Raw genomic sequence first — 17,481 nt, 5'->3', positions numbered from 1 at the left:
AGTCGGACCGCCGCACCGCCGCTCCCACAGGTTTGGCCGGTGTTTACAGCCAGAAACTCACTGCATACCAGCCAAGAACACCCATCACCACGGTGTACGGCAACGCCATCCACACCATCCGTCCGTACGACAGTCGAATCAGCGGTGCAATCGCCGAGGTCAGCAGGAACAGAAACGCAGCCTGACCATTGGGCGTCGCCACGCTCGGCAGGTTGGTGCCGGTGTTGATCGCAATCGCCAGCGTCTCGAAATGCTCACGGCTCATGTGGCCGGAGATGAAGGCCTGTTTGACTTCGGTGATGTAAATGGTCGCGACGAACACGTTATCGCTGATGGCCGACAGCAAGCCGTTGGCAATAAACAGCATGCCCGGCTGTTGATCCGCTGGCAGCGCCAGCACCCACTGGATCAAAGGCGTGAACAGTTGCTGATCGTGAATCACCGCCACCACCGCGAAAAACACCACCAGCAGCGCTGTGAACGGCATGGCGTCCTTGAACGCGTTGCCGATACGGTGCTCGTCGGTGATGCCAGTGAATGCGGTGATCAGCACGATCACCATCAAACCGATCAGGCCGACCTCAGCAACATGGAACGCCAACCCCGCAATCAGAATCAGCGCTGCCAATCCCTGCACGATGAGCGCTGCACGTTGGCGCGAGGTGCGTTCGGCATTGTCTTCGGCGGCGTAATTGGCCAGAACCGCACGCACGTTGTCCGGCAACAGCGTGCCGTAACCGAACCAGCGAAGTTTCTCCAGCAGGACGCAGGTCACCAGGCCGGCCACCAGGACCGGCAATGAAACCGGGGCGACTTTCAGAAAGAACTCAGAGAAGTGCCAGCCCATCTCGTGGCCGATCAGCAGGTTCTGCGGCTCACCGACCAATGTGCAAACACCGCCCAGTGCGGTACCCACGGCACCGTGCATCAGCAGGCTGCGCAGAAAGGCGCGGAATTGTTCGAGGTCGGCGTGATGGAGTGTGGGCAGGTGCTGGTCATCGCCAAACGCGCTGTCCTGACGCGGATCATTGCCGGAGGCGACGCGGTGATACACCGAGTAAAAGCCTACGGCTGCACTGATGATCACGGCGGTCACGGTCAAGGCATCAAGAAACGCCGACAGAAACGCCGACAGGAAGCAGAACATCAACGCCAGCAGCGCCTTGGAGCGAATCCCGAGCAGCAGCCGTGAGAACAGAAACAGCAGCAGGTCTTTCATGAAGTAGATGCCGGCCACCATGAACATCAGCAGCAGGATCACCGGAAAGTTGTGCACCAGCTCGTCGTAGAGTGCCTGGGGCGTGGTCATCTTCAGCAACAGTGCTTCGATCAACAACAGGCCGCCGGGCATTAACGGATAACACTTGAGCGCCATGGCCAGGGTGAAGATGAACTCCAGCACCAGCAGCCAGCCGGCCACCACCGGGCCTACGGTCCACAGCGCCAATGCGTTGAGAATCAGGAAACCGACAATGCTTGCCTTGTACCAGCGGGGTGAATGCCCGAGAAAATTGTGCGCGAACGCCTGAGCCATTGAACCGGGCATCGGCTACTCCTTGTATTAAGAAGCGCGCAACTTGCCGTAAGCGGAACGGAAGATCAAGTGTAGGAAAACTGTGCAGGCCTACCCAAGATAGCGTGCGACGATCGATCGATAGTTGCCGTCCAGTGAATAGCCTCCGACGACGATGTTTCCATCGGCCTGCATGACCACTGAAGTCGCGGTATCCAGGCTGCGGCTCAGGCGGGTGCGAACCCAGCCGGCGCCATTGCCGAAGCTGCGATCGAGTTGCCCGTCGGGTAGATGTCGCGCCAGAATGAAATCCGCCTCGACGCCGCCGATCGTGGCTCCGACCGTCACCACGCAGCCGTCCGGCAGTGCCTTTGCGTCGGTCCACTGGCAGCCGCTGTGACCGATTTCCAGCAGTTGGGCCTGGCCTCCATTGCAATGAATGTCCGGGCGGCCGTTGCTGTGTACTTTCAGTGCCAGGCAATGCATCGGGTCGCGGCTGCTGCCAAAGCACTGCACATCGCCATTTTCCTGTTGGACGATCCGGCTGACCTGAGCGCTATACCCACGTGCCTTGAAGGTCATGAAACCATCCACGGCGAAACAATCGTCGAGCCTGCCGTCGGTTTGATAGCGGGCCAACAGACCTTCTTCAGGGAAGTTGATCGACCCGCCCACCAGGATCCGGCCGTCTCGTTGCACCATCAGGCTGCTGAGCCAGGTGTTCATCAACAAGTGCCTGACAATCACGAAGCCACGACCGTTGAAGGTATCGTCCAGCGAGCCGTCGGTGTTGAGGCGTATCAGCATGCCGACATGATCGGACAGTTCGAAGTGATGATTGGCCTGCAGCAGGATTCGACCATCCTCCTGCACGCAGATATCACAACCTTCTGCGCCCGATACGCCAGGGGGGAGCCAGGTGTCACGCACGCCTTGGGAAAGGCCGCCCGGCAGACGCACGACGCAGCGGCCATTGTCGCCAAAACATTGAACCGGGCGGCCATGCTGATCAAACAGGGCGAGGGCGGGCAGTGTCCGGTGAGCATTTTCGTAGTGCAGGCCGGCTACCAGAATGTGCCCGTCGGGCAGTACGTTGACTTTGCCGGCCATGGCCTCGAAGCCGTGTTCAAATTGCCCGATGACGCTGCCTTGATTGCCGAACGCCAGATCCGCCGAGCCGTCCTCAAGCAAGCGTGCCACGCCGAAGCGGCTACCGCCTGGCGTTCCGACCTTCGCCGCCACCAGCAACCTGCCACGAGAGTCAATCGCGACCCCATTGGCCATGCTTGAGAGGCTGCCAGCGAAATACACCTGGGTTTTGCCAGACGAGGCAAAGGTTGTATCAAGTTTGCCGGCGTTGTTCAGGGTTGCCGGTAATGCAAATGCGGTCTGGATTGACATGCACGCAGCTCCTTGCGAGTCGTCCTGAACCGGGAGTTTGGGTGGCGACTGTATAAGGAAACATTCAATCCCTGAACGCCTGGATGCACAACTGTCATAACTAACAGGCGGAGGGTCGCTGTGTGCCAGAACAGTGTCTTTTCGACCCACTGACAAGCCTGCCAAGTAGTTGGGTGCGTGCAAGTTCGAAGAATAATCGGGGAGGGTGCGGGTTACCGTTTAGTAACCCGCAAAACGCTTAGTGTGGCATCGACCACGATTGGAGTTTGTAACCCTCCTCGCTCAATTCCGCACGTGCCGCTTCAAGCAGGCATTCAAGTTGCGCAGGATCGGTATAGGCACTGCTTGGGATCTGCTTGCGGCCGATGCTGCGGGTGTTGGTGCGATCGATAACGGTCAGGCTGAGTTCGCCATTGCCGTCTTGTGGGGCCCAGGCCACGCATTGGAACGGTTGGAATGCGCGGTCGGCAATCAAAAGAGCTTCGTTGATGCGGAGCGGGGCGTTCATGGGTTTTTCTCTCTGTATGCCCAATCAAGTGATGTGCCGTCGGTTGGGCTTACCGTTCGGCTGGTTACTTGTACTGATGCCCGCAACCGGGGGGTGGGTCACATACAATTAAAAGAAATATCAACTTTCTTTCATTGGCTCAAGGTTTGGACAGGGTTTGAAAGCTGAATGAAAGGCAGGACTCGTTAGGTAACTAACTAAGTCGCTTCTTATAACTAATAACGCAACTGCTCTATAGTCAAACGGTACAAGGTCACGTCAAATTATTGCTAACGTTACAGCCAGGTCCGCCAAACGACTGTTTTTAATAATATTTCATAAATTTGGCGCCAAGGAACAGTCATGATCGAAGCGCCTGCCTTACGACGTCTGTTAGTAGTGGACCCTTGCGACGACTGTCATCGTCTGCTGCCGGTTTTGCGCTCTGTGGGTTGGGACGTTGACAGCTGCACCCTGGAAAACGTTGCCGACAAAACCTGCGATGTCGGCCTGTTGCGTTTGCAGCCTTTTCACCTCGAACGCCCGGAAGCCGTCAAAGAGCTGATCAGCCGTAGCGGTACCGAGTGGATCGCCGTACTCAACCAGGAAGTCCTGCGATTGCAGAATGTCGGGGACTTTGTCTGCGAATGGTTCTTCGATTTCCATACCTTGCCATTCGATGTGTCCCGGGTTCAGGTGACGCTGGGCCGGGCATTCGGGATGGCACGCCTGCGTGGGCAGGGCACGGTTCACATTGATCAGCCTGAACACGAGCTGCTTGGCGACAGCAAACCCATTCGCGAACTGCGCAAGTTGCTGAGCAAGCTGGCGCCCACCGAGTCTCCGGTATTGATCCGTGGTGAAAGCGGTACCGGTAAAGAACTGGTCGCCCGCACGCTCCATCGACAATCCCAGCGTCACAGCAAACCCTTTGTTGCGATCAATTGCGGCGCAATTCCCGAACACTTGATCCAGTCCGAACTGTTTGGCCACGAGAAGGGGGCCTTTACTGGCGCCCATCAACGCAAGGTCGGGCGGATCGAAGCGGCTAATGGCGGCACGCTGTTTCTCGACGAAATCGGTGATCTGCCCCTGGAGCTGCAGGCGAACCTGTTGCGTTTCCTCCAGGAAAAGCACATCGAGCGGGTGGGCGGCAGTCAGCCGATTCCCGTGGATGTGCGGGTGTTGGCCGCGACCCATGTCGATCTTGAGGCCGCGATCGAGAAGAAACGCTTTCGCGAAGATCTGTACTATCGCCTGAACGTGTTGCAGGTCGCGACCGCACCCCTGCGTGAGCGCAATGGCGATCTGTCGATGCTGGCGAACCACTTTTCCCATTTCTACAGCCATGAAACCGGCCGCCGTCCGCGCAGCTTCAGTGAAGATGCCTTGATTGCCATGGGCAAGCATGACTGGCCGGGCAATGTGCGCGAGCTGGCCAATCGGGTACGTCGCGGGTTGGTACTGGCCGAAGGCCGGCAGATCGAAGCGCGAGACCTGGGGCTGATCAGCCAGCAGGCCATTGCCGCGCCGATGGGCACGCTGGAGAACTACAAGCACCGGGCAGAGCGCCAGGCCTTGTGTGATGTACTTAACCGCCACAGCGATAATTTGAGCATCGCCGCCAAGGTGCTGGGGATATCCAGGCCTACCTTCTACCGTTTGTTGCACAAGCATCAGATACGTTAGACGCAAGATCTAAAAATCAAAAGATCGCAGCCTCCGGCAGCTCCTACATTGGAATGGGTTCATCCTGTAGCTGCCGGAGGCTGCGATCTTTTGATCTACAACAAAAAAAGCCCCGCTGGGATTGAAGTCGCAGCGGGGCTTTGTTGTTGTGGATTAGAAGTAGTACGGGAATTTCAGGCTGAAGGAAAAGTCTGGCGAGTCGTCGGTCAGTCCGATGGACAGGTTGGGAACGATGGTCAGGTTATTGGTTGCTGCCAGGGTCATGCCGATGTTGAAGTTGGCCGAGTTGTAATCGCTGTTGGTAATCGATTGCCAATCGCCACCGTCCGGCTTGATCTTGCTCTTGCGGGCGAACTGATCGGTGAACGAGAACGACATACTCATCTTCTCGTTCAAGGCGAATGCAATGCCTGCGCCGACCTGCCAGGAATCGCCCAGTTTCACGTCCCCGCGTACCTTGGAGTTGACCTGAGGGCTGATGTCGCTGAAAGAGTCTTGCATGTTGTAGGTGTAGGCCAGGCTGCCGAACAGCACGGCCGGGTCGAAGGTCTTGACCAGCGAGATACCCGGGGTGATGGACCAGACGCCATTGCCGGTAGGCAAGTCTTCGGGTACCGAGAGGTTATCGTTGCCCGGGTCCTTGACCAGCTTGATGCCGTATGGATCCTTGCCGGTCGGCGCCTTGACGCGCAGTGTAGCGACCGCGTCGGGCAGGCTGGCCGACTCATCCAGAAACTTGTAAGCAACGCCAAAGTTCACATCACCGATGGTCGGGTCGCGGGTAACGGTTGCGTCCGACGTCACCGGGCCTGCGCCACCTGCGCCACCGGAGGAATACGTTGATTCGCGATAAACTACGGGAACGTTAATGTCGAACTGCCAACGTTGTGCCACGTTGTAGCGGCCGGTCAGGTCCAGTGTCCAGTTATCCGCCTTGATACGGTCGATATCAATGTTGCCGAGAAAAATCGAGTCCAGTGCCAGAAAGCCATTGAGCGTCAGCGCACGGGTATCGTAGTGCGTGTAGGTGATGCCGGTTTCGAGGCTGAACTTGCCGCCACCGAAGAAGCCGCTGGCTTCGTCATACAGGTTGGAAACGCTTTGCGCAGGCTCCGAATCATCCTTGAGCGATTGGCCGTATGAACTGCCTGTGGTTCCCGGCGCACCGGCGGCCACCGTCTGGGCACCCTTGGTCGTTTCGGCAGGGGATTTGGTCAGGCGTTTGGGAGCCGGTGCCGCAGGTGTTTCTTCGACTTGGCGAACGCGTTGCTCGAGTACCATCAGCGCGTTCTGTTGTGCTTCGTAACGCTGTTTCAACTCCATTAGTTCTTGTTTTAGTATTTCGACCTGGGGGTCCGGTGCTGCGTGTAGCAGTGCCGCCGGGGCCAGGCTACTCAAACAAACGATAGCTCTGAACGTTAACGATCGGTGCATAGGTTAGCCGTCCCTTCTGACTTCATCTGATGAGACTGAGCGTAGATCAGAATCCTTGAGTGCGAAGACCTTTGAGCTGGTCCAGGTTGCCATTCAGCGACCCGCCTGTCGCCACGTTGTCACTCAGCACGACATTGAGGGACGTGAAGTTGCGGACCTGGTTACCACCGCCGAGCAAAGTCGTGTTCTGCATCAGCCCACCCTGTGCCAGGCGTTGTTCGGTACTCCCCTGGTTGTTGTTGGCCACGATGTTGAGTTGCACACCCGTACCGGTCGAGGAAATGCTCAGCGAGCCCGCGCCATTGGCGCCGACCAACGTCGAGCCTGCGGCCAGTGCCTGGCCCTGCTGTTGCGTTGCTGGTGCTTGGTTAGCTTTTGTGACGTTTATATCAACGTTGTTGTAGGCAGTGTTATGGTCGCCGGCAGCGCGCACGACCTGAGTGACGCCTTCGGTGCTGTTGAGGCCGCTGCCGCCAATGACAGTGCCGGTGCCTTGCGAACTCGCTGAACCGTTACCTTTTTCGTCGATCATCAATACATAGAACTGTGGCTTGATGGTCGATTGTTGAATTTGCATCGAGGAAGTTGCCCCGATCACTTCACCGTTGGCATTTTGCCAAGTACTGGTCATGACAATGCCAAAACTGACGATCCGTCCCGGCATGACATAGCGGCCTCGCAGGGTCGCCAATTCCTGATCATTCAGTTCAATGGGTTTGAACGTCTGTGCCTGGGTCGGCAGGCTGGCGGCCAGGCAAACCACGGCCAGCCAGATTGGAGTCTTCATTGGAATGCTCCCGGAGCGTCGTGCTCCCTTGTTATTAGAAGAAGTCGCTTTGGATGAATCCGAAATCCATCAACTCTGCGTCTTGCACCGGGCTGAAGGTGTTGATGCGGTTTTTGGCGGTCAGTGGCAGTGGGGGGGCGAGCAACGCATTGGCTTTGTCGTAGCCCTGGCCGATGACGGCAAAGATGATGCCGTTCCAGCCTTTTACAAAGTCTTCGACTTTGTAACGTTTATGACCGAGTACCGGATCTCCGATATATACCCAGCCCTGATGGACTCTTTGCATGACCACAAAATGTTTGTAGCCACGGATATCCATGAGTACCACGACCGGAATTCTGATCTCGCTCAACGTTTCCGGCGCTACCCGGTAGCCACGGGCCCGCATGCCGATACTTTCCACGTAGCGCTTCATGTCGAGCATGGAAAAGCCCTGGACGCGGACAAGATCCTGATCGGAGTGTGACAGCATGCCTTCGATGATTTGTTCTTCGTTCACGTCCAGCCAATAGGCCTGGCGCAAGACGGTAGCCAGCGCAGCTGCGCCGCAACTGAAGTCGGTTTTCTGTTGCACCAGGTCGGCAAACTTGCGCTCACGCACGCTTTGGATCGGCTTGAACACCACCGCGCCGCCCGGCAGGACGGAAAGCGGCAGTTGTGCAGCCTCGATCACACTGGCCACGCAAAGCAAAAATACCAAGGCGATAATGCGCATAGTGGGACGCCTTCTGGTTGTGTTGAAAAAAGGCCCCCATAAGGGGGCCTCCAGAGACAGCAATTAGAACGACTGGTTGGCAATGGACAGCGAGTTGCTTTGTTGGTTACCCACACCGGCAGCCACGTTGACGCCCAGGTTGCCACTGCCGCCATTCACCGAACCGCTCAGGGTTGCAGTGTTGGTCACAGGGTTGGCCCAGCCAGTTGGAGTCAGCACTTGATAGGAATAGGTGTTGCTCAAATCAAATGAACTGCTCTCACTGAAGCTTCCCGCTTTTGCGAACTCGGATTCGGACGATTTACTGCCCGATTTTTCGAACGAGGAGGCGTTCGATTTCTCGAACGACTTATCGAACGATTTTGCGAACGAGGAATCGCTCGATCTGTCGTACGAGGAATCGCTCGATCTGTCGTACGAGGAGTCGCGAGATCTGTCGAAGGAGGAATCGCGCGATGTGTCGAACGATTTGTTTACCGCTACGTTAAGCGTTGCGTCAAGCGATGCGGTAAGCGATGCGTCGGAACTGCTGCTGCGGGTGCGATCGCCATTGCCATTATTGACGGTAGTGGAATGGGAAGCCGCAGTAGCAGCGTCCAACGTAGCGCTCAAGGAAGCATCCAAGGATGCACTCGAAGAACCGCTTGCACTACTGCTGTTGGAACCGCTCGCAGAACTGCTGTTAGAACCGCTCGCAGAACTGCTGTTGGAACCGCTCGCATTGCTGCTCTTCGAACCGCTTATATCAACGCTAAGGGAACCGCTGGAATTAGAGCTCTTGGCACCGGCCGCGGCCCAGCTCGAAGAAGCGCTTTCACTGCCGCTAACCTCGAACGACTTATCTTTAGAGAAACTACCGCTGGCCGTGTTGGTAACGGTAATCGTATCCACGCGGTAGGTCCGATCAGCGGTGTTATTCACTGTCAGGCCAGGACCGCTTTGATTGGCAGAGGCGCTGGCTGTTGCGTTACCCAGCGGGGCATTGGAGTTGGCAATTGCCATGGTGTTTTTCTGCTGGTTGAGGTCGCCGCCAGCAATGTTGATACCCATGTTGCCGCTACTGCCATCGCCCGAACCGCTCATCACGGCAGAGTTTGTGACGCCGTAGTTGTTGACCTTGTTATTGTTGCTGAATTGCGAGACTCGAGCGGTGGCTTCGGAAGTGCCGAACACGAAGCTGTTATCGAGACTGGAGGTGGAGCCAGCGTTTGCGATGGCGGCCGCGTTGTCTTGTTGGTTGCCGGCGCCTGCTGCCACGTTGACGCCGACGTTGCCGCTCGCGCCTCCGCCAGAGCTGCTCATCTCGGCTGAGTTCTGAGTCCCTTCGTTGTGGATGCGGTTGCCGGTACTGGTCTGCCTATCGTTCGCATTGGCGGTCGCGTCGGTATGGATCCATGTTGGAGGAGGGGTGTGGTGACCGTTGTTATGGTGATTACGTCGATCGTTCTGTCCAGCTTGAGCAGCAACAGCCAAGACCGCAGCGATTGCAAAAACCAGAGGTTTTATTGCCATCGAAGGTTTCATGGTGATTCTCCGTACTTATTTTAGGTTAAGTGTTGTTCTTACCTGTTTGGGTCAATCCGTGACCCGTACGCTCAGGGTATTGGCCGTTCGGTTTCCCACCCCGGCGCTCTGATTCAACTGGATCACCCCACGGCTACCGGTGAAGGCCTGATCGCTGGTAGCGACCTGGCGATAGCCTGGTGCAGAGTCAGTTGGATCGGAGTTAGTGATCAGCGTCACGTTCTGTTGCCTGAGGACGCTGTCGTCGATGCTTTGCGGCTGTGTACTGATGCTTATCCGCAGGGCATTGGCTTGCTGGTTGCTGGCGCCCGCGCTCTGGTTGACGCCCAGTACGCCGTTGCCGTGGCTGAAGGAGTCGCCTTGAATGCTGGATCGAGCATCGATCCTGGGGTCGACCACCGTACGCAGCCGTTGGCGAATCTGTGTGGTCGCGCTGGCCCCATGGCCCACGGCGATGGCCCGGGCGTTAGCCTGTTGCTGTAGATCGCCGGCAGCCTGGTTGACCGCGAGGTTGCCCTGGTACTGCGTGCCCGAGCCGTCGATTTCGGCGTTGTTGATGACGGGAGATTGGGCAAAGGTCGATGCACTGCAAAACATGGCGATAATCAGCAGCGTACGATTCATCTTAACGGTCTCCCGTTATGACTTTCAGAGCACCCAGGCCTTGCTGGACGCTTGAATTGACCATGTTGGCAATACCGTTGCCGGCATTTCCCGAACGTCCAGCGGGGAGGTTGGAAAGCTGGGTCTGGTTGCTGATATTGCCGCCCAGGTTGTTGGTGTTTTGAGTGATCAGGCGGGAGATGCCTGCACCACTGGCGACACCGGCAAAGTCGCCGTCGCTCAACTCGTTCGTTTGACTGATGATCTGTTTGGACGGATTGGCATTGGCGGTCGTGGGGCTAGGGTCGGGCATCAACGGAGCACGCGTTGCCATGCGTGGTTGGACATCACGTTTGATAATGATGATGCCGTTGTCAGCTTGTACAGGCAGGCAGACACTTGAGCCCAGTGCGCATCCGATCAGCAGGAGGCTATAGATGTTGTTTACAAGTTTCCCCACGGCGGCAATTCCTTCTGTAAGTGGAACGCTGGCCCTTATCAGCGTTGTGAGGAAGAGAGCAGAAGGTGTGCCGGTTTTCGCTTTTCTTTTAAAAACAGTTGGTTGGCTTTAATTGTCGAGGTGGTCAATAAGTTTTGTAACGCCACTGAGACAGAGCCACGCAAAAACGCCGTCCATGCCGGCGGTATTGCTCGCTAGGGGCGCTGAAGGCAGGTTGTATCAGTGGCTTAACGTTTTCTTGCTGGAGTGCTCGGGCCGCTTCAGCTCGCAGGTTTGCGCAGGGGGGGGTGTTTCAGGAATGGACATTTGCGGCAGGGCTGGGTACCCCTGTCAGGCCTTGAGCAAGCGCGTCACAGCCTCGAATGCCGCGTCCTTGCGCTGTTTCCAATCACCTTGCAGCACCTGGCAAGGCTGGCGGTGCAGGTCAAGCCATTGGCGGCTGTCCTGGAAAAACGCCTGGCGTGCTGCCAGTTGCGGTTGGCAACGCTGCCCGTCGTCATGCCAGGCCACGGTTTCGGGGCTCAGCAGCAGATGCAGGTCGTAGTGCCGTGCCAACAATGCTTGCTCTATCCACGTCGGGCAAGCGCCAAACAAGGTCTGGCTCCAGAGGATGTTACTCAACAAGTGAGTGTCGAGAATCAGCAAATGCGGCTGCCGGGCGCGTGCCTCGTCCTCCCATTTCAGCTGTCCTCGGGCGATTTCCGCAATGTCGGCCAGGCAGGTGTCTCGTGGGTTTTGTTCGATGAACCAGCGTACATATTCATCTACCAGTACCCCGCCGAAATGCTGTTGTAACTCGGCTGCCAGCCAACTCTTGCCGCTGGATTCGGGGCCTGTGAGTACCAGAACTTTCATGTGCGCAACGCCGGATCGGCCCGCCATTCCCGCCAGCCTTGCACGGCAACCAGGGCGAACAGCGCGTAGAGCCCGGCGGTCAGGTACAGGTCTTTGTAGATAAACAGCCCGACGAAGATCACATCCAGGGTGAACCACAGCGGCCAGCATTGAACGCGTTTTTGCGCCATCCATAACTGCGCCACCAGGCTGAAGCCAGTCAGTGCCGCATCGAGCCAGGGTTGTGCGGCATCGGTCCAGTTCGCCATTGCAGCGCCCAGCAACAGACTGCCGATCGCTCCAATGACCAGACTGATAGCGACCGATTTACTGTCGAGTAGGCTGACCTGCCGACCATGGCGCGCGTCCCCCGCATGCGTCCACTGCCACCAGCCATAGAGCTGCAATGCGGCGTAGATCACCTGCAAAAGCATGTCCGAGTAGAGCTTCACCTCAAAAAAGATCCAGCTATAAAGCAGCACCATGACCAGACCGATCGGCCAGCACCAGGGGTTCTGTTTGACCGTCAACCAGACGGCAATGACACCGAGGGCAGCGGCAAACAGTTCAAGCCCGGACATGGAGGTTCCTTGGGGGAAGTCGAAGAGGGGGCGGATTGTAACGGCAGGCGCAGCCAAGTAGAACCGGTGTGCGCCGCCCTTTGTAGCAGCTGCCGAGCCTGCGAGGCTGCGTTCGGCTGCGTAGCAGTCGTGAAATCAGACACCGCGGTGTGTCAGAAAAAACTTGCATACCGGATTGACGACTGCTTCGCAGCCGAACGCAGCCTCGCAGGCTCGGCAGCTGCTACAAAGGTGGTTATACCCGGAACTGCTTGAGCAGCCCGTTCAATTGCTCACTCAGTTCCTTCAGGTGAACGCTGGCCACGCTCGACTGTTCGGCCGCCAGCGCCGTGCTGTGGGACAAACCGGCCGCCTGGGTGACGTTCTGGTTGATGTCCTCGACCACATGCGCCTGTTGCAAGGTCGCGCTGGCGATGGAGGCGTTCAACCCGTTGAGGTTGCGCAGCGCCTGGGCAATGGCATTCAGGCTTGCACCGGCCAGGCCGGCCTGCTCGATGGTCAACTGCGAAGCACGGCTGCTGTCGCCGATCACTTTGACCGCCGCTTCGGAGTGGCTTTGCAGGCGTTCGATCATCGACTGGATCTCGGCCGTGGACTTCTGGGTACGCTGGGCCAGCAGTCGCACTTCATCGGCCACCACCGCAAAACCGCGACCTTGCTCGCCGGCCCGGGCGGCTTCGATGGCCGCGTTGAGGGCCAGCAGGTTGGTTTGCTCGGCGATGGAGCGGATCACTTCGAGAACGCTGCCGATCTGCGTGCTTTCGGCGGCCAGGGTACGAATCACTTCCACCGCCTGATCGATGGTCGACGACAGCTTGTCGATCTGTTGCAGGCTGCCATCGATGTTGACCTGACCTTGCTGCGCCTGAGACTCGGCATCGCGCATTTCGCTGGCGGCGTGCTCGGCGTTTTTCGCGACATCGTGTACGCCATACGTCACTTCATTGATGGCCGTGGCCACCAGTTCCATTTGCTGGGACTGTTGCTGACTGCGTTGCTGGGCCTGGGCGGCGTCGTTGCCCAGTTCGCTGGAAGACTGGCCCAGGGCACTGGCGGACACTTGCAGTTCTCTGATCACCAATCGCAGCTTGGCGGTGAAGGCGTTGAAGTGGCGTGCCAGTTGCGTGACTTCATCCTGGCCGTGGGTGTCGAGACTGCGGGTCAGATCGCTCTCGCCGCTGGCGATGTTGGCCATGGCGTTCACGGTTTCCTGCAGTGGACGCACGATGCTGCGGGCAATCAGGATGACCAGCAGCGCCATGATCAGGGCAATCACCAGCCCCACGAACGAAGCCTTCCAGACCTGGCCATAGAACTCGGCCTGCATGTCATCGATATACACGCCCGAACCGATCACCCAGCCCCAAGGCTCGAACAGTTTGACGAAGGAGGTTTTTTCAACTGGTGCACTGGCGCCCGGTTTCGGCCAGCGATAGTCGACGGTGCCGGCACCCTTGGTCTTGGCGACGGCGACCATTTCGTTAAACAGGGCAAAACCGTCGGGGTCGCGGATCGCCGAGAGGTTCTGGCCATCAAGCTTCGGGTTGGCCGGGTGCATGATCATCACCGGCGTCAGGTCATTGATCCAGAAGTAGTCATTCTGGTCATAGCGCAAACCGCGAACGGCACTCAGTGCCTGCTTTTGCGCGGCGTCGCGAGTGAGCGTGCCGGCAGTTTCGAGGTCGTGGTAATAGGTCAGAATGCCACTGGCGGTTTGCACCACATGCTGGGTTTTCTGGGCCTTGGCGTGGTACAGGTCATCGTGAATCTGCTTGAGCATCAAGACGCCCAACGTCATTAGCATCAGGACGGCCACGATCAAGATGAGCCACAAACGCCGGCTGATCGACATACTGCGCAAGCTGTTCATAACGCTGTCACTCCGGTTTCTTTTTCTTGTAATAAATGATCGCCAGCATCCAACCACACTTTTCCGATCGGTCATATCCGACCCAAGTCCAATAACGCGGCAGCGTTAATCGGACTTGTCTGATAGGATTTCGGCCCCGCACGGAAAAACCTGAATCCAAGTTGATTTTCACGGAATTTTTATGGTTCCGTCTGGATCCTGTGCGCGCGGGACTTCAGCTAGGCTGATCGCAGTAAACGTTCTGAAAAAATATTAACGGGGCATGCCGTGGCGCATCGCTTCTTGGGGGATTGATGGATCTTTGGACTGCCTTTTCGGCATTGATTCTTGGGGTTGTAGAAGGGCTGACGGAGTTTTTGCCGATTTCCAGCACCGGTCACCAAATCATTGTCGCGGACTTGCTCAACTTCGGTGGCGAGCGGGCCATCGCTTTCAACATTATTATTCAACTGGGGGCAATTCTGGCAGTGGTGTGGGAGTTCCGCCGCAAGATCATCGATGTGGTGACCGGTTTGCCAACGCAGCCCGGCGCTCGCCGCTTTACCGCAAACTTGCTGATTGCCTTCATGCCGGCCGTGGTACTGGGGGTGATTTTTTCCGATTTGATCCACGAGTACCTGTTTAACCCGATCACCGTCGCGACGGCGTTGGTTGTGGGCGGGATCGTCATGTTGTGGGCCGAAAAGCGTCAGCATGAAGTGCATGCCGAAACCGTTGATGAAATCACATGGAAAGACGCCCTGAAAGTCGGCTTCGCCCAGTGCCTGGCGATGATTCCCGGGACTTCGCGTTCCGGCTCGACGATCATTGGTGGCTTGTTGTTCGGGCTGTCGCGCAAGACCGCTACCGAGTTCTCGTTCTTTCTGGCGATGCCGACCATGGTCGCTGCGGCCGTTTACTCGGGCTACAAATACCGCCACCTGTTCGTCCCGTCGGATTTTCCGGTGTTCGCAATCGGCTTCGTTACCGCGTTCATCTTTGCAATGATTGCCGTCAAGGGCTTGCTCAAGTTCATCGCCAGCCACAGCTACGCAGCGTTTGCCTGGTATCGCATCGCGTTCGGCCTGGTCATCCTGGCCACCTGGCAGTTTGGCTGGGTTGACTGGGCCGCGGTCAAGCCATGAGTGACGCCAGCGAGCGCAACAACCCCGGACGCAAGCCCGCAGGAGAGATTCGCAATCTTCAGCTGAAACTGTTGGTGTTTGCGGTCCTGTGCGCGCTGCCGCTGTACGGCTCGATGTCGTTGTGGCTGCGCGGGGTTTCGGTGATTCCCCTGGCGGCGTACGGGGTCGTCAGCCTGCTGGCGTTCTTGCTGTACTGGAGCGACAAACGCAAGGCGCGCGCCGACCATTGGCGCACACCGGAGAACGTGTTGCATGCGGTGGAACTCGCCGGGGGCTGGCCGGGCGCTTTACTGGCCCAACAGGTGTTTCGGCACAAGACGCGAAAGCTCTCGTTTCAGTTGGTGTTCTGGATCATCGTGCTGATGCATCAGGTGTTCTGGATCGACCAGTTGTTTCTCGGCGCCCATCTTTTCGCGCTGCCTTAAAGCAGCAGTCCAACCTGGGTGCGCTTGGGCAACTTGCTCACCACCAATTGATGGGAGCGCTGCAACAAGCCTTGCAGCTCTTCAGGGCCCAACGGGTAGGGCGTTTCCATGATGATCCACTGAGCCCGCGCCAGATAAGGCGCCGGGCGGATTCCCGGGCGGTCGCAATGACCGAGAAACAAATCCTTGTCGACCTTGAAGGCCAGGGATTCGCCCCGCAGATTCTGCAAGGCGAACATCTTGTTCCCCGCAATCGAAAACACCCGCACGCCGCCCCACTTGTAGTCTTCCCGCGCACCCGGCAGCGCGAGACAGAATTGTGCGACATCCTCTTCGTTCATACGTCCAGCCTTCATATCAGTCGGTCCCCACAGTCATTGAATGACTCGATCAAATGGTCGAGCCAGGCACGTACGGCCGGCATCACCCCGCGTCGATGAGGGTAGACCGCTTGCAGCCAGCCGCCAGGCAGCGACCACTCGGGCAGCAACTGCACCAGGGCGCCGTTTTCCAGTTCCTGCTCGCAATACATCATCGGCAGCATGGTAAAACCCTGGCCGGCGAGGGTGCAGGCCTTGCGCACGATAAAGTCATCGATGCCCAATCGCGCTTCGAGGGTGAGATCGCAGCTTTTGCCCTGTTGGTCGAGCATGCGGATATGCACCAGGCGGTCGGCTTCCAGGGCGCCGAGCACGGGCAGGTTTTTCAGGTCTTCGGGGTGGTTGATTTCACGTCCCTGCAAAAACCCGGGGCTGGCGACCATTGCCATCTGCGCCTGGCGCAAACGTCGGGTGACCAGCAGCGGATCCTCATCGCCCAACTCACGCACCCGCAGCGCCACATCGACGCCCTCGGTCACCAGGTCGACGCGGCGGTTGAGCAACATGACCTCCAGTTGAACCTGAGGAAACTTCTCAAGGAAATCGCTGATCACTGTCGGCAGAATTTCGTGGGCCAACCCGACGGGGCAGGACACCCGCAATCGCCCGCGAGGTTCACTGGACATGCTGGCGACGGCTTCGTCGGCCATTTCGGCTTCCAGCAGCATTGCCTGACAGTGCCGCAGGTAACGTTCACCCACGGCGGTCAGCTTCAGTTGTCGGGTCGTGCGTTGCAGCAGGCGCGCGCCAAGACGTTCTTCCAGCTCGGCGATGCGCCGCGACAAACGCGACTTGGGAATTCCGAGCAAACGCCCGGCCGCCGCGAAGCCACCGGCTTCAACCACCTTGGCGAAGTAGTAGAGATCATTGAGGTCTTGCATGGTATGAGCTCGATTGTTCTATCAGTAGGACGAACTATCGCATTGTTGCAGTCTAATCAGCTATTGGTTTCGCCTGTAGGATTCTCCTCATCAGATCGCCTCGTAGCGATCCTCACCTGGAGATCCCACATGAAACTGCTGCATATCGATTCGAGCATTCTTGGTGACAACTCGGCTTCCCGTCAGCTGAGCAGCGAAGTCGTTAAAGCCTGGCAAACCGCCGAGCCGACTGCCGTGGTGACCTATCGCGACCTGGCCGCCGATGCCATCAGCCATTTCTCCGCCACAACCCTGGTTGCCGCCGGTACCACCGCTGAACTGCGTAACGCCGCGCAGCAGCACGAATCCGAACTGAGCGCCACTACCCTGGCCGAATTCCTCGCCGCCGATGCCGTGGTGATTGCAGCTCCGATGTACAACTTCACCATCCCGACCCAACTCAAGGCCTGGATCGACCGCATCGCCGTTGCCGGTCAGACCTTCCGTTACACCGAAGCCGGCCCTGAAGGCCTGTGCGGTGGCAAGAAAGTCGTGATCGTCTCGACTTCCGGCGGTCTGCATGCGGGTCAGGCGACTGGTGTTGCTCACGAAGAGTACTTGAAGGTGCTGTTCGGTTTCATCGGTATCACTGACCTCGAGTTCGTCCGTGCCCATGGCCTTGCCTACGGTGACGAAGTTCGTACCAAAGCCATGAGCGACGCTCACACACAAATCAGCGAGCAGTTGTTCGCCGCAGCGTAAGGCCTGTGTAAAGAAAATCAAACAGCTCGGGC

General features: G+C 57.8%; 18 protein-coding genes. 4 read left to right on the top strand and 14 right to left on the bottom strand.

Annotation, left to right across the window (positions count from 1 at the left end; genetic code table 11):
• Nucleotides 1-43 precede the first annotated feature (43 nt).
• The 3 genes from nhaB to CUN63_RS28370 all read right to left on the bottom strand — a co-directional run bounded on the left by nhaB (nucleotide 44) and on the right by CUN63_RS28370 (nucleotide 3,422).
• Nucleotides 44-1,546 carry a sodium/proton antiporter NhaB gene (gene nhaB, locus CUN63_RS28380; RefSeq protein ID WP_129444371.1) on the bottom strand — a complete coding sequence of 501 codons (1,503 nt, stop codon included), beginning with the start codon at nucleotides 1,544-1,546 and terminating at the stop codon, nucleotides 44-46.
• A gap of 78 nt (nucleotides 1,547-1,624) precedes the next feature.
• Nucleotides 1,625-2,914: a hypothetical protein gene (locus CUN63_RS28375; RefSeq protein ID WP_129444369.1), complete on the bottom strand. Its 1,290-nt coding sequence runs from the start codon at nucleotides 2,912-2,914 to the stop codon at nucleotides 1,625-1,627.
• Between the two features lie 238 nt (nucleotides 2,915-3,152).
• Nucleotides 3,153-3,422 (bottom strand): hypothetical protein, encoded by a 270-nt coding sequence (locus tag CUN63_RS28370; RefSeq protein ID WP_008149930.1) that lies wholly within the window; start codon nucleotides 3,420-3,422, stop codon nucleotides 3,153-3,155.
• Between the two features lie 342 nt (nucleotides 3,423-3,764).
• Between CUN63_RS28370 and CUN63_RS28365 the strand changes: the two genes are divergently transcribed.
• Entirely contained in the window at nucleotides 3,765-5,090 is a 1,326-nt protein-coding gene (locus CUN63_RS28365; protein WP_129444367.1) for a sigma-54 dependent transcriptional regulator, read from the top strand.
• Nucleotides 5,091-5,243: 153 nt separating this feature from the next.
• Here the strand turns inward: CUN63_RS28365 and CUN63_RS28360 are convergent, their stop codons facing one another.
• From CUN63_RS28360 to CUN63_RS28315, 9 genes are all read right to left on the bottom strand, one after another.
• The gene (locus tag CUN63_RS28360; protein ID WP_129444365.1) at nucleotides 5,244-6,524 is read right to left on the bottom strand and encodes a hypothetical protein; all 1,281 of its coding nucleotides are present in this window, start codon (nucleotides 6,522-6,524) and stop codon (nucleotides 5,244-5,246) included.
• Between the two features lie 46 nt (nucleotides 6,525-6,570).
• Nucleotides 6,571-7,311 (bottom strand): hypothetical protein, encoded by a 741-nt coding sequence (locus CUN63_RS28355; RefSeq protein ID WP_129444363.1) that lies wholly within the window; start codon nucleotides 7,309-7,311, stop codon nucleotides 6,571-6,573.
• A gap of 34 nt (nucleotides 7,312-7,345) precedes the next feature.
• Complete coding sequence (locus tag CUN63_RS28350) at nucleotides 7,346-8,026, bottom strand: C39 family peptidase (RefSeq protein WP_129444361.1); 681 nt, start codon at nucleotides 8,024-8,026, stop codon at nucleotides 7,346-7,348.
• A 63-nt stretch (nucleotides 8,027-8,089) separates the two neighbouring features.
• Nucleotides 8,090-9,550, bottom strand: coding sequence for a heme utilization protein (locus CUN63_RS28345; protein ID WP_129444359.1), 1,461 nt, complete (start codon nucleotides 9,548-9,550; stop codon nucleotides 8,090-8,092).
• 51 nt (nucleotides 9,551-9,601) lie between these two features.
• Nucleotides 9,602-10,174, bottom strand: a complete 573-nt coding sequence (locus CUN63_RS28340; protein ID WP_129444357.1) for an adhesin — start codon at nucleotides 10,172-10,174, stop codon at nucleotides 9,602-9,604.
• Between the two features lies 1 nt (nucleotide 10,175).
• A complete protein-coding gene (locus CUN63_RS28335) occupies nucleotides 10,176-10,613 on the bottom strand; it encodes a hypothetical protein (protein WP_129444355.1) in 438 nt (145 codons plus the stop codon).
• A 330-nt stretch (nucleotides 10,614-10,943) separates the two neighbouring features.
• The gene (locus tag CUN63_RS28330; RefSeq protein WP_129444353.1) at nucleotides 10,944-11,468 is read right to left on the bottom strand and encodes an AAA family ATPase; all 525 of its coding nucleotides are present in this window, start codon (nucleotides 11,466-11,468) and stop codon (nucleotides 10,944-10,946) included.
• A complete protein-coding gene (pnuC, locus tag CUN63_RS28325; RefSeq protein WP_129444351.1) occupies nucleotides 11,465-12,028 on the bottom strand; it encodes a nicotinamide riboside transporter PnuC in 564 nt (187 codons plus the stop codon). The genes CUN63_RS28330 and pnuC overlap by 4 nt, the downstream gene beginning before the upstream one ends.
• 235 nt (nucleotides 12,029-12,263) lie before the next feature.
• Nucleotides 12,264-13,898, bottom strand: coding sequence for a methyl-accepting chemotaxis protein (locus CUN63_RS28315; protein ID WP_129444347.1), 1,635 nt, complete (start codon nucleotides 13,896-13,898; stop codon nucleotides 12,264-12,266).
• 293 nt (nucleotides 13,899-14,191) lie between these two features.
• Between CUN63_RS28315 and CUN63_RS28310 the strand changes: the two genes are divergently transcribed.
• Together CUN63_RS28310 and CUN63_RS28305 are read left to right on the top strand one after the other, a co-directional pair.
• Nucleotides 14,192-15,022, top strand: a complete 831-nt coding sequence (locus tag CUN63_RS28310; RefSeq protein ID WP_129444345.1) for an undecaprenyl-diphosphate phosphatase — start codon at nucleotides 14,192-14,194, stop codon at nucleotides 15,020-15,022.
• Nucleotides 15,019-15,447 (top strand): DUF1294 domain-containing protein, encoded by a 429-nt coding sequence (locus CUN63_RS28305; RefSeq protein WP_129444343.1) that lies wholly within the window; start codon nucleotides 15,019-15,021, stop codon nucleotides 15,445-15,447. Before CUN63_RS28310 ends, CUN63_RS28305 begins: the two co-directional genes overlap by 4 nt.
• Here CUN63_RS28305 and CUN63_RS28300 read toward each other — a convergent pair.
• On the bottom strand, nucleotides 15,444-15,803 hold the full coding sequence (locus CUN63_RS28300) for an MmcQ/YjbR family DNA-binding protein (RefSeq protein WP_129444341.1): 360 nt from the start codon (nucleotides 15,801-15,803) through the stop codon (nucleotides 15,444-15,446). The two genes, CUN63_RS28305 and CUN63_RS28300, sit on opposite strands and share 4 nt — an antisense overlap.
• A complete protein-coding gene (locus CUN63_RS28295; RefSeq protein WP_129444339.1) occupies nucleotides 15,800-16,708 on the bottom strand; it encodes a LysR substrate-binding domain-containing protein in 909 nt (302 codons plus the stop codon). The genes CUN63_RS28300 and CUN63_RS28295 overlap by 4 nt, the downstream gene beginning before the upstream one ends.
• Nucleotides 16,709-16,837: 129 nt before the next feature.
• On the opposite strand from CUN63_RS28295, the gene CUN63_RS28290 reads away from it, so the two are divergent.
• Nucleotides 16,838-17,449 carry an FMN-dependent NADH-azoreductase gene (locus CUN63_RS28290; protein WP_129444336.1) on the top strand — a complete coding sequence of 204 codons (612 nt, stop codon included), beginning with the start codon at nucleotides 16,838-16,840 and terminating at the stop codon, nucleotides 17,447-17,449.
• The last annotated feature ends 32 nt before the right edge of the window (nucleotides 17,450-17,481 follow it).

The sequence above is a fragment of the Pseudomonas sp. ACM7 genome, from assembly GCF_004136015.1.
In the GTDB taxonomy this organism is placed as follows: Bacteria; Pseudomonadota; Gammaproteobacteria; order Pseudomonadales; family Pseudomonadaceae; genus Aquipseudomonas; species Aquipseudomonas frigoris.
This window is presented reverse-complemented; position numbering and strand designations above follow the sequence as displayed.